Genomic DNA, 10,539 nt, shown 5'->3' with positions numbered 1-10,539 from the left:
TGCTGGATCATGACGCATGGCGCACCTCCTTATCCCCGCGCAGGGTATCGTAGCGTTCCACATTGGCCTGAGGTTCCTTGCCCAGGACAAGGGCTTGTGGTGCCTCGACGGGCGCGATCGCGGTCGATTTGCCATCCACCAGCCTGTGCAGCAGGTTCAGGATATGGGTCTTGGTGGGCACCCCAGCCTGCAGGGCCATCTCGACCGCAGCGAGCACTGCCTGTTCGTCATGGTGGAGAACCAGGGCCAGGATATCGACCATCTCGCGATCGCCCCCGGGTTTGCTCAGAAGATGGCTCTGCAACTGCCGGAATCCATCGGGCATGTCGGCAAAGGGTGCGCCATTGCGCAGGGCGCCGGGCTTGCGCTGGAGCACGGCCAGATAATGGCGCCAGTCATAAACAGTATGCCCAATTCCATGATGGCGGTCGATGATCCGCAAGTGCTCACAGATCGTCTGTCCTTCGGCGACAACGACAATGCGATCCGGATAGACCCTGACGCTGACCGGTCTGTTGGCGAAAGAGGCCGGCACGCTGTAGCGATTGCGTTCCAGGTGGATCAGGCACGTTGGGGAAACACGCTTGGTGTGTTCGACGAACCCGTCAAAGGGCCTTGGCACAGCCATCAGGAACTGGGTCTCGACCCGCCACGCATCAGCAATGGTGCCCGGTTCCACGCCATGAGAGGTCTCCTCCCACAAGCTCTGGCACCGCTGCTCGAGCCAGAGGTTCAACTCCTCAAGCGAGTTCGCGTGCGGTATCGGCTGAAAAAGCCGATGACGGGCATCTTGCACGTTCTTTTCCACCAACCCCTTCTCCCAGCCGGCGGCGGGATTGCAGAACTCGGGCTCGAACACAAAGTGACTGGCCATGGCCGAGAACCGGGCATTGACCTGCCGGGCCTTGCCACGGCCAACCTTGTCGACCGCCGTGCGCATATTGTCGTAGATGCCGCGCCGGGGCACGCCGCCCAGCACGCGGAAGGCGTGATTGTGGGCGTCGAACAGCATCTCGTGGGTCTGGAGCAGATAGGCCCTTACCACAAAGGCCCGGCTGTAGCAGAGCTTGGTATGGGCTGCTTGCAGCTTGACCCGCTCGCCCCCGATCAGCGCCCAGTCCTCACTCCAATCGAACTGGAAAGCTTCTCCAGGCTCAAAAGCCAGGGGAACGAACACGCCACGGCCGGTGGTATTCTGCTGGCGCTGGAGATCCTCTTTCCAGCGCCGGGCAAAAACCGCCACCCGACCATAGGAGCCTTCAAAGCCAAGACTGACCAGATCGGCATGGATCTGCTTGACCGTGCGCCGCTGCTTGCGGCTCTCAGCCTTCAGCCAGCCTGACAGCTTCTCGGCAAACGGATCGATCTTGCTCGGTCGCTCAGGCACCTTGAACTTCGGCTCAACCGTATCGGACCGAAGATATTTGCGAATGGTATTCCGGGACAGACCGGTTCGCCGCGAAATCTCCCGGATCGAAAAACCGTCCCGGAAATGCCAGCGCCGGATAACGCTCAAAAACGCCATGTCCAACACTCCTTAATCTCCCGCCCAAAACGAGCAGGATAGCGTTCAAACATGGGTCAAATCTCAGTGGAAAAACCCCCCAATACCGGGTCAGATCTCAGCGGCAATCAACACACTTAAGCCGGGAAAGGTCGTGAAGCAGGTCGCAGCAAAGACCAAGAAGCACTTCACTTCGCACACGCATCAGCAGGCCATACGGTACTTCAACGTGCGACCGAAGAACGGTGCTCCGCAGCCGGAAAATACCGATAAGACGCATTGCGTCTACCATCCTGTGTACAAAGCCTATGCGTATTCTCCCGAGTGGGTGGAAACGCTTGTGGCTGCGGTTACCGACCCCGCGGTCTATGCAAAGATCAAGGCTGTGAAGCTCTGAGGCGGTTATTCACTATCAGCTATTTTACAGGAAGCTGGTGATGCCTCTGTTGCGCGCAGCTGCATCTCAAGAAGCTCTAGTTGATGTCTCCACCAGTAGACGGCCTCACGGAATAGCTGGAAGGCATCTTGGCCATCGGCAAACTCGATGAAGTAGCCATTCTCGTCAGAGCTAAGCTTGGCGCCGAAGGTGTATGTTTTAAGAAGGTTGTTCCTTTCCTCCTCGATGAAGCTCCAAAAGATCGCCGAGGACTGCCTGTCTGCCTTTAGTGCGGCCCACAAGCCATCTATTGCTGCTGCGTGACAGGGGGAAGCGAGGGCGTCGACCTTCGCAAGGACATGACCGACCGTCCTCAATAGTGCGACACCTGAGATCCAGTGAAGCCTCCACTCTGGCAGTTCGTCGTCGCCGTCTACGATGTCGGAATTCTGAAAATGGAACAAAATGCCGACGCAGTCCCAATACGGCTCCCAAGCCTTCAATGTCTGGGTGGGCGAGGTCCGAGTGAAAATGTCACCTGTTATGAAGCTAGCCATGGATCAAACATGCACGCAACATGAAGCACAAACAACCGGAGTCCCATTTGGTGACAGTAAACTGCCTTCCAGCCGATCCTCTGACAGCGTGGGGAGCTTCGATATGGACGTGAAAGTCAATTCCTGGGGTATTGGAACTCATCAACCCACATTTGAAATGGCGTCGCGAGCGATGATGGCAACACTCCTCACCCCATCCCCTTCAACACCTCCCTCGTCTCCGGCATCCTCTCCAAACTCGCCCCGATCCGCTCGCGCCAGCGCGGGCCGCGCGATAGGGCGTCCTCATAGGCTTCGGCGAGATCGTCCGGCCGGTCCTGCGCCAGCACCGCCACCAGAAACGCCGCCTGCGCCCGGTCCTTGCGCGCCTTGATCTGGTCCGGCCCGCCCTGGCGCCGATCAGCCACGATGAGCTTGTGAATGGCAAAGCGTTCCGGCCGCGGCACCTGCACCAGAACCCCCGAGCGGTAGAGCGCAACCGCTTGGATCGGGTCGGCAAGCAGGAAGTTGAGATAATTGAGCCCCTGCGCGCTCACCCCCAATGCGGGCAGCGGCTTGACGCTTTCCTCCCCGAAGGCGGGCGTCAGAAATTCCACAATGGCGTCCGAATGGCTCTGCCGCCATCGCCACACCCGCTTGGCGTTGATCCCCGGCACCGGATCGAATTTGAGCACGTTGAGAATATCGGCAGGGCTCTCGTCCACGGTGTCGTCCAGCGCCACCGAAAGCCGCTCAAAACTGGCGATATCGATATCGCCGGTCTGCGCCAGCTCCTCGGCATCCATGCGCACCCCGAGTTCGCCCTGATAGAGCCCATAGGCTGAAGTGCCCACCAGCGTTCCCCCCAACCGGAACACTCCCGCCCTCGAAAAGGCAAGCAGCAGCGAGCCGGTGTCCCGGTCGGTCGTCAAAAGCCCTTCGGCCCGCAGCGTCCGCGCCAGTTGGCCCATCCGCTGCCGGCGTCCTTCCGATTGCGCTTTGAGGGTTTCGGCTTTTTCCAGCCGCGCCCGTAGCTCCGGCTTGTCCTCGCCCAGATACCGGCTCACCATCTCGGTCCCGATGCGGAACCGCTCGTAAAGATAAACCCGCCCGTTGCGGTGCCGCTCCTCGATACTGCCCATAAGGCTTGCCGCCCGCTCATCGAGATGAAGGCGCAAGAGATCCTGATAGGCCACCACTGCCGAGCGGCTCAGAGATACCGGTTCCATGTCGAACCCCGTTTGTGTGCATCAAATTATAGTTTGCTGCACACAAACATCAAGTGTGCATCAAAAAAATTCCCGATGCACACGAGGCCGGTCGCAGAACGCGGCGACCTGCCGCCGACCCCAGCCTCTAAGCCGAATGCCGCTCCGCCGCGCTCGTCCCATTGTCCGCCTCAGGCACCGGCAGGCCCACCGGCAGCCGCATCGCCGCCACCAGCCGCCGATATTCCTGCCGCGCATTGACATGCGACATCGAGGGCGCGGCCCCCAGCGTTTCGGCGTCCAGCGGGTCGAACACCGTCATCCCCAGTTTGAACAGCGAGCGAAAGATCACCCGCTCGGCAATCCCCTCGGCCACCCGGCACCCCAGCCGTTCGGCGACCATCTCGATGGTCTGCTGCACCTCGCTGGCGTTGCGCGAGCCCAGTTGCGCAATCCGGTTGCGCACCAGCACCCAGTCGATCGTCTGGCCCGTGCGCTCCAGCCGCTCGGCGCGCGCCTTTTGCACGGTGCGCGAATAGGGGCTGGTCTGGATCGGCTGCCCGCTCTGCTCGTCGATGCGGGCCAGAACGTCGAGATCGATCATCGAATCGTTGAGCGGGGTCACCAGCGTATCGGCAATCTCCAGCGCCGCCCGCGCCAGGTTGCAGTGGAACCCCGGCGTGTCGATCACGATGAAATCGACCTCCTTGCGCAATCCCGCCACCGAGCGGTCGAAAATCTCGCGCTCGGCCGCCTGGTTTTCCGAAATCGAATCCCCCCAGGCCGTCGGGATATAAAGGTGCTTGGGCATCGGCACGTCGCGCCCGCGCGCCTCAGCGCTGGCTCGCCGGTTGCGCACATAGCGCGTCAGCGTCTGCTGACGGCTGTCCACGTCCACGGTCCCCACGGCAAACCCTTGATGGAGCAGATAGACCGCCAGATGCAGCGAGGTCGTCGATTTGCCCGACCCTCCCTTTTCATTGCCCACAGCAATGATATGCGCGCCTGCCTGCCTCATCTCCAACAACCCCAAATCAGCCAATACACAATCGGCCCCATCAGGTCCCAATAGGGTTAACGGGGTCTTAATCGACACCCTTCTCCCAGCGCTGCGGGTCATAATTTCAACCGCTTTGTTGCCCGCCCATCGCTTCGACGGCATCGAACCCCTCGGCCAGAAAATCGGCGAGCGGCCGTCGCCCGCCATCCTTGTTCCATCCATCCAGCGCCACCCGCGACACTCCGATGGCCAGCATGGCAACCATCCGCAGATGGGTGTCGCTCTTTTCGGGCCAATGGGTCCGCAACGCTTCGAGAACCAGCGCCTCGTCGCGCGCGTAGCTTGCCTGTTTGCGCGCCTGGATCGCTTCGCTCGACCGCATCAGTTTATCGAGAGCAATCAGCTCGTCGGGCGGGTATTGCGCCACCAGCGCCAGCATCGCCCCGCGCACCGCCGCAAACGGCGTCAGCCCCTCGTGCCGCGCGGCCAATGCCGCAGCCAGCGCCTCCCCCGGCCCGCTTTGCAGCGAGAGCAAAATGTCGTCCTTGGATTTGAAATAGTGAAAAAAGGTCCGGCGCGAAATCCCTGCCTCGGCGGCAATGGCGTCCAGCGTCGTCGCCTCATACCCCTGCGCCCGGAACAGCCGCAGCCCCGCCTCGGTAATGCGCGCATGCGTCTGTTTGCGCTTTTGCTCGCGCAGACCCGATTCGCGCGGCTCTTTTGCGTTCGTCACCACATTGCCCTTGTCAAAAACTGCACTCAGTGCAATATAAATATGCACCGAGTGCATTTTTTATCGAAGGGTTGAATTTATGGCAAAATGGACAGCGTTGGAAATCCCCCCTCTCACCGGCCGCTCGGCCGTCATCACCGGAACCGGCGGCCTGGGGTTCGAGGATGCGTTGGCCCTGGCGCGCGCCGGCGCCGAAATCATCCTCGCCGGCCGCAACCCGCAAAAGGGCAAGGCTGCGCTCGACCGGATCAGGAACGAGGTCTCCGGTGCCAATATCAGCTTCGAGCAGCTTGATCTGGCCAACCTCAAATCGGTCGAAGCCTTCGGTGTCCGGCTGCGCCAGCAGCGCGACAGCCTCGATATCCTCATCAACAATGCCGGCGTCATGGTGCCGCCCCGGCGCCAGCTCACCGAAGACGGTTTCGAACTCCAGTTCGGCACCAATTATCTTGGCCATTTCGCTTTGACGGCCCATCTCATGCCGCTGCTGACCAGGGGTTCTGACCCGCGCGTGGTGTCCCTCTCCAGCATTGCCGCCCGTCAAGGAAGGATCGATCTTGCCGATCTCCAATCGCAGGCCGCCTACGTCCCCATGCAGGCCTACAGCCAATCCAAGCTCGCCTGCCTGATGTTTGCCTTCGAGCTGCAACGCCGCTCCGAAGCGGGCGGCTGGGGCGTATCCGGCTTTGCCGCCCATCCCGGTGTCTCCCGCACCGACCTGCTGCACAACGCCCCCGGCCGCATGAGCGTTAGCGGCATAACGCGGTCCGCCCTGTGGTTCCTGTTCCAGCCCGCCGCCCAGGGCGCCCTCCCCACCCTCTACGCCGCCACGGCGCCGCAGGCAAAGCCCGGCGCCTATTACGGCCCGAACGGATTGAGCGAAACCCGCGGCGATCCCGCGCCAGCGAAAATTCCGCCTCAGGCCACCGACCGCGCGGTCGCCGAACGGCTCTGGGACGTGTCCGAAGAGCTCGCGGGCGTCGGTCTCACGACCGGCGTCGCCTGAGGGGGCCGCCTAAGCCGCCATGCTGGCCAGCACCAGCACTGGCACGGTCGGCAGGTTGACCACGCCATGCACCACGACCGCCGGCCAGATCGAGCCTGAGCGGCGGAAGATTTCTCCCGCCACCAGCCCGGTCACCAGCGCGGCGGGAAATACCGGGTTGATCCCGTGGAACAGCGCAAAAATCAGCGCGCCGCCCACAACACCGACAAACGGCCCATAGCGCAACAAGGCGCTCGTCACCACGCCGCGAAACAGGAACTCTTCGCCCAGCGGGGTCAGCACCGACAGAAACAGCGTGGCAAGAACGAGCGATACCATCCCCCCGCTGCCGCCCTCGGCATAGACCTGCTGAACATTGGTGTTGTCCCCGGTCAGCGCCGTATAGACAAGGATCGACAGACCCTTGGCGATAAAGGTCAGCACCCCGGCCCCCACCCCGATCAGCACCCAGCGCCAACTGGTCGCCCGTATCCCGAAAGCGCTCCACTCGCGGATGCGTAAAAAATACGCGATGAAAAATCCGGCCAGCCCGCCAATCCCCGACATCGCCGTAAAGATCAGCCCGATCGTGACTGGATCGAGCGGCAGCCGGCTGACAAGAATGGCGCCCCCGATGCCGACGATGGCAATCCCGATCAGCCCGACGATGATCTCGGGCCAGCCGGGGCGGATATGTGTCTGTGTGTTCATTTCGATAGTCCTGTGCTGGACGCTCACGCGTCGCCAAAAATGTTGGGAATCACAGGGTCGCAGAAATTAAGGATGCTGGCCCGGCGCATGGTCCCGGCCAGCCGCGCGACCACCTCGGCTGTGTCAAATATCTGGCCATGCCGGATCGCCGCCATCGAAATGGCTTCGTCGATCATCCGGATCGCTGCCGAAACGAGAGCCGCGCACAACCGCACGTCGAAATCCCTGGCAGAGCGCTCGAGCCGGGTTGCGATCACTTCGGCCAGCCCGGCCTCGCCCGCACTAGAGGCCATCAGCCATTCGGCTTTGAGATCGGGCTCGTCGCCAAGTGCCGCCACCAGCCGCACCACGAGAATGCCGTCCTCGATGTCCTGGGCCGATTGCGTTTCAATGGCCAGGCATTGGCTCAGATGCTCTTCGATCGAGAGATTGGCCGGCCAGTCCTGCAATTGGGCGGTAAACTGCAGCGACGATTTTTCAAACAGCGGCGCAACGCAATTTTCCTTGTTGCGGAAATAGCGCCACACCGTCCGTTTGGAAATTCCCGCCGCCGCAGCGATATCCTCGCCGTTGGTGCCGCTTACCCCTTTTTCGAGAAAGAGCCGCGCCGCGTGCCGCGAAACCGCCAGCCTGGCCGTATCCGGATCTGTTTCCATAACTCACCTGTCACTTAGTGACATCATATAAGACACTAAATGACAATTTAAAGATCGGCTTGACTATGCAACAATATTGTTGCATTAAGTGGCATGACCATCGACGACGAATCCCTCAACCGCCTGTTCCGCGCCCTGGGCGATACGACGCGACGAAACATCATCACCGAACTGGGCAAGCGCGACCGCCAGTCCCTGTTCGAGCTTTACACCCGCGTGGTTTCCAACCACGGCATCGGTCAGACCCGCCAGGGGTTTTCCCGGCACCTGACAACGCTGCAAGAGGCCGGGCTTGTCGAAATCGAATGGCAGGGCACCACAAAACTCCACAGCCTCAACGCCAATCCCATACTGCAGCTCAAATCGGGCTGGCTGAAATCCTTGGAGGAGGACCCCCAATGAAAATCTACGTCACGTCCGTCTTTGTCGACGACCAGGCCAAGGCCCTCGATTTCTACACCGGCAAGCTCGGCTTCATCAAAAAGAACGACATCCCTGTCGATGGCGAAAACCGCTGGCTTACCGTTGTCAGTCCCGACGCGCCCGATGGCGTGGAGCTGCTGCTCGAACCCTCCGGCCACCCAGCCGTGAGGCCGTTCAAAAAGGCCCTCGTCGCCGACGGCATCCCGATGACCTCGTTTCAGGTCGATGACATTGGCGCCCAATATGAGCGTCTCACAGCGCTCGGCGTCGCCTTCACCCTGCCGCCCACAGATGCCGGCCCGGTCAAAATGGCCGTCCTCGACGACACATGCGGCAATCTCATCCAGATCGTTCAAATGGTCGGTTCGCCGTGAACGGTCTCTGGCGCCCGCTTCTCCCCACCGACATTGCTGCCGTCTCGGCCATCGCCCAACGGGTGCATCCCGATTTCCCCGAGGACGACGCGGTGTTTGCCGACCGGCAGGCCATCGCGCCGGATTTGTGCTTCCTTTTTGAAATCGATGCTGCCCCCGCAGGATATGTTCTTGCCCACCCCTACCGCTTCGGCAGCCTTCCCGCGCTCAATACGGTCCTGGGTCGTCTGCCCGAGGCGTGCGACACGCTTTATATCCACGATCTGGCCCTGTTGCCCGTCGCGCGCGGCAGCGGGGCTGCGCGCCGGATTGTCCAGACCCTGAGTTCCCGCGCCGCCCCCCTCGGCCCCCTCAGTCTTGTCGCCGTCAATAACTCGGCGCCCTTCTGGACCCGCATGGGATTTGCCGTGGCCGATGCCCCCCGCCTCGCCGCAAAGCTCAAAAGCTACGCCCCGGACGCGCGCTACATGGTTGCACCCGCCTCCCGTTGGCGGTAGCCATCTTCGGGAGACCATCAATCCGGACGCCCCATGTCGCTTCAAGACGATCCTGTCGACACCATCCCCGTCACCCGCGCCCTGCGCCGTTCGCGCGGCCGCTGGCGGATTTTCGCTTTCGTGGTGCTGGCCGTCGCCGCTTTGGTCGGCTTTGCCCGTTTTTACCCGCTCATGGCTCCGGTGGGTGATGTGATTGCCCGCGTCACCATCTCGGGCACCATCACCACCGATCCCGAACGCACAGCCCTGCTCGAGGACCTCGCCGAAGACGATTCGGTCTCCGCGGTCATTGTCGCCATCAATTCCCCCGGTGGCACCACGGCCGGCGGCGAGGAGCTTTATGCCTCCCTGCGCGCCCTGGCCGAACAAAAACCCGTCGTTTCGACAATTGGCGAATTGGGGGCATCGGCGGCCTATATGGCCGCAATCGCCACCGATCGTATCTATGCGCGCAATCTTTCCATCGTCGGCTCCATCGGCGTCTATTACCAGCACGTCGATGCTTCGGGCCTGTTTGAAACGCTCGGCGTCGATCTCGACAAGGTCGCCTCGGGCCCCCTCAAGGGCAAACCCGATTTCGATGAGCCGATCTCCCCCCAAGTGCGCGATTCCCTGGTTGAACTCGTCGATTCCTCCTACCGGTATTTCGTTGATCTGGTCGCCGAACGCCGGGGGCTCACCCGGTCCGATACCCTCGCCCTGGCAGATGGCCGCATCCTGTCGGGCGTCATGGCAATCGATGCCGGGCTGATCGATGCCGCAGGCGGCGAGACCGAGGCGCTCGCCTGGCTGCAGACCGAGCGGGAAATCGACCCCGATCTCGATATTGTCCCGGTCTGGCCGCGCCAGCGCGCCCCTGGCTGGCTCGATCTGCTGTTTGGTTCGCTGGCCGGTGCGTTCGGCGAAACCGGATGGCCCGGCTTGCCGCTTGACGGGCTGGTCTCGCTTTGGCACCCTCAAGCCCGATAAAACGTCTAGCCCACAGATAATTAGCCCGAGGGTGTCAAACACCCCAATTTGCGCCGGGGGGCGTGCGACAGACAATGATAAAATCCGAACTCATCGAAACGCTCGCGGCGGAAAACCCGCATCTTTTCCATCGCGATATCGAAAACATCGTCAACGCCATCCTCGATGAGGTCGGCGATGCGCTGGCTCGGGGCGACCGGGTCGAATTGCGCGGTTTCGGGGCGTTTTCGGTCAAGAACCGCCCGGCACGGGTCGGCCGCAACCCGCGCACCGGCGAACAGGTCGATGTGGGCGAAAAATACGTGCCGCAATTCAAGGCCGGCAAGGAAATCCGCGAACGGCTCAACGGCGGCTGAACCCCACAGCCCCTATGGGCCTGCAGACTGTTGCGGCAAGGGATCGTAAGCTCGATCCTGTCCCGCCGTCATCCCGGACGTGATCCGGGATCCAGTAACCGGCAGCGCCGGCGGCGCTTTCCTCGCTGCCCACGCGGCAACCATGTAGTGAACTCTTATGCGCAAACGCATCGTCGGCTGGCTCGTTCTCGTGCCCCTTTGCCTTTTGGTC

Annotated in this window: 14 protein-coding genes; 7 read left to right on the top strand and 7 right to left on the bottom strand. The window is 61.8% G+C overall.

What is annotated here, in order from left to right:
• Window positions 1-7: 7 nt before the first annotated feature.
• A complete protein-coding gene (gene istA / locus AACZ55_RS13635) occupies window positions 8-1,525 on the bottom strand; it encodes an IS21 family transposase (RefSeq protein WP_339646934.1) in 1,518 nt (505 codons plus the stop codon).
• Between the two features lie 133 nt (window positions 1,526-1,658).
• Between istA and AACZ55_RS13630 the strand changes: the two genes are divergently transcribed.
• Window positions 1,659-1,901 (top strand): hypothetical protein, encoded by a 243-nt coding sequence (locus tag AACZ55_RS13630; RefSeq protein WP_339646932.1) that lies wholly within the window; start codon window positions 1,659-1,661, stop codon window positions 1,899-1,901.
• Window positions 1,902-1,906: 5 nt separating this feature from the next.
• Here AACZ55_RS13630 and AACZ55_RS13625 read toward each other — a convergent pair whose 3' ends face one another.
• The 4 genes from AACZ55_RS13625 to AACZ55_RS13610 form a co-directional block, all read right to left on the bottom strand.
• Window positions 1,907-2,437, bottom strand: coding sequence for a hypothetical protein (locus AACZ55_RS13625; RefSeq protein WP_339646930.1), 531 nt, complete (start codon window positions 2,435-2,437; stop codon window positions 1,907-1,909).
• Window positions 2,438-2,625: 188 nt separating this feature from the next.
• Entirely contained in the window at window positions 2,626-3,645 is a 1,020-nt protein-coding gene (locus AACZ55_RS13620; RefSeq protein ID WP_339646928.1) for a GSU2403 family nucleotidyltransferase fold protein, read from the bottom strand.
• Window positions 3,646-3,772: 127 nt separating this feature from the next.
• Window positions 3,773-4,642 (bottom strand): division plane positioning ATPase MipZ, encoded by an 870-nt coding sequence (locus AACZ55_RS13615; protein ID WP_339646926.1) that lies wholly within the window; start codon window positions 4,640-4,642, stop codon window positions 3,773-3,775.
• A 106-nt stretch (window positions 4,643-4,748) separates the two neighbouring features.
• Window positions 4,749-5,357 carry a helix-turn-helix domain-containing protein gene (locus tag AACZ55_RS13610; RefSeq protein ID WP_339646924.1) on the bottom strand — a complete coding sequence of 203 codons (609 nt, stop codon included), beginning with the start codon at window positions 5,355-5,357 and terminating at the stop codon, window positions 4,749-4,751.
• 79 nt (window positions 5,358-5,436) lie between these two features.
• On the opposite strand from AACZ55_RS13610, the gene AACZ55_RS13605 reads away from it, so the two are divergent.
• Window positions 5,437-6,363 carry an SDR family oxidoreductase gene (locus AACZ55_RS13605; RefSeq protein ID WP_339646922.1) on the top strand — a complete coding sequence of 309 codons (927 nt, stop codon included), beginning with the start codon at window positions 5,437-5,439 and terminating at the stop codon, window positions 6,361-6,363.
• 9 nt (window positions 6,364-6,372) lie between these two features.
• Here AACZ55_RS13605 and AACZ55_RS13600 read toward each other — a convergent pair whose 3' ends face one another.
• Both AACZ55_RS13600 and AACZ55_RS13595 read right to left on the bottom strand, forming a co-directional pair.
• A complete protein-coding gene (locus AACZ55_RS13600; RefSeq protein WP_339646921.1) occupies window positions 6,373-7,053 on the bottom strand; it encodes a type II CAAX endopeptidase family protein in 681 nt (226 codons plus the stop codon).
• Window positions 7,054-7,076: 23 nt separating this feature from the next.
• Window positions 7,077-7,709, bottom strand: coding sequence for a helix-turn-helix domain-containing protein (locus AACZ55_RS13595; RefSeq protein WP_339646920.1), 633 nt, complete (start codon window positions 7,707-7,709; stop codon window positions 7,077-7,079).
• A 93-nt stretch (window positions 7,710-7,802) separates the two neighbouring features.
• On the opposite strand from AACZ55_RS13595, the gene AACZ55_RS13590 reads away from it, so the two are divergent.
• The 5 genes from AACZ55_RS13590 to AACZ55_RS13570 all read left to right on the top strand — a co-directional run bounded on the left by AACZ55_RS13590 (window position 7,803) and on the right by AACZ55_RS13570 (window position 10,328).
• The gene (locus AACZ55_RS13590) at window positions 7,803-8,111 is read left to right on the top strand and encodes a helix-turn-helix transcriptional regulator (protein ID WP_339646918.1); all 309 of its coding nucleotides are present in this window, start codon (window positions 7,803-7,805) and stop codon (window positions 8,109-8,111) included.
• On the top strand, window positions 8,108-8,506 hold the full coding sequence (locus tag AACZ55_RS13585; protein WP_339646916.1) for a VOC family protein: 399 nt from the start codon (window positions 8,108-8,110) through the stop codon (window positions 8,504-8,506). The genes AACZ55_RS13590 and AACZ55_RS13585 overlap by 4 nt, the downstream gene beginning before the upstream one ends.
• Complete coding sequence (locus AACZ55_RS13580) at window positions 8,503-9,003, top strand: GNAT family N-acetyltransferase (protein WP_338608262.1); 501 nt, start codon at window positions 8,503-8,505, stop codon at window positions 9,001-9,003. The genes AACZ55_RS13585 and AACZ55_RS13580 overlap by 4 nt, the downstream gene beginning before the upstream one ends.
• 33 nt (window positions 9,004-9,036) lie before the next feature.
• Complete coding sequence (gene sppA / locus AACZ55_RS13575; protein ID WP_339646914.1) at window positions 9,037-9,972, top strand: signal peptide peptidase SppA; 936 nt, start codon at window positions 9,037-9,039, stop codon at window positions 9,970-9,972.
• 74 nt (window positions 9,973-10,046) lie between these two features.
• Window positions 10,047-10,328, top strand: coding sequence for an integration host factor subunit beta (locus tag AACZ55_RS13570; protein WP_338608260.1), 282 nt, complete (start codon window positions 10,047-10,049; stop codon window positions 10,326-10,328).
• Window positions 10,329-10,539: the final 211 nt, after the last annotated feature.

It is taken from the genome of uncultured Pelagibacterium sp. (assembly GCF_963972885.1).
In the GTDB taxonomy this organism is placed as follows: domain Bacteria; phylum Pseudomonadota; class Alphaproteobacteria; order Rhizobiales; family Devosiaceae; genus Pelagibacterium; species Pelagibacterium nitratireducens.
This window is presented reverse-complemented; position numbering and strand designations above follow the sequence as displayed.

What these genes read in the sequence shown, in the direction of transcription:
- AACZ55_RS13600 (WP_339646921.1), bottom strand. Translation starts at nt 7,053, where the DNA reads ATGAACACACAGACACATATCCGCCCCGGCTGGCCCGAGATCATCGTC.
- AACZ55_RS13605 (WP_339646922.1), top strand. Translation starts at nt 5,437, where the DNA reads ATGGCAAAATGGACAGCGTTGGAAATCCCCCCTCTCACCGGCCGCTCG.
- AACZ55_RS13570 (WP_338608260.1), top strand. Translation starts at nt 10,047, where the DNA reads ATGATAAAATCCGAACTCATCGAAACGCTCGCGGCGGAAAACCCGCAT.
- AACZ55_RS13625 (WP_339646930.1), bottom strand. Translation starts at nt 2,437, where the DNA reads ATGGCTAGCTTCATAACAGGTGACATTTTCACTCGGACCTCGCCCACC.
- sppA (WP_339646914.1), top strand. Translation starts at nt 9,037, where the DNA reads ATGTCGCTTCAAGACGATCCTGTCGACACCATCCCCGTCACCCGCGCC.
- AACZ55_RS13590 (WP_339646918.1), top strand. Translation starts at nt 7,803, where the DNA reads ATGACCATCGACGACGAATCCCTCAACCGCCTGTTCCGCGCCCTGGGC.
- AACZ55_RS13585 (WP_339646916.1), top strand. Translation starts at nt 8,108, where the DNA reads ATGAAAATCTACGTCACGTCCGTCTTTGTCGACGACCAGGCCAAGGCC.
- AACZ55_RS13620 (WP_339646928.1), bottom strand. Translation starts at nt 3,645, where the DNA reads ATGGAACCGGTATCTCTGAGCCGCTCGGCAGTGGTGGCCTATCAGGAT.
- istA (WP_339646934.1), bottom strand. Translation starts at nt 1,525, where the DNA reads ATGGCGTTTTTGAGCGTTATCCGGCGCTGGCATTTCCGGGACGGTTTT.
- AACZ55_RS13595 (WP_339646920.1), bottom strand. Translation starts at nt 7,709, where the DNA reads ATGGAAACAGATCCGGATACGGCCAGGCTGGCGGTTTCGCGGCACGCG.
- AACZ55_RS13615 (WP_339646926.1), bottom strand. Translation starts at nt 4,642, where the DNA reads ATGAGGCAGGCAGGCGCGCATATCATTGCTGTGGGCAATGAAAAGGGA.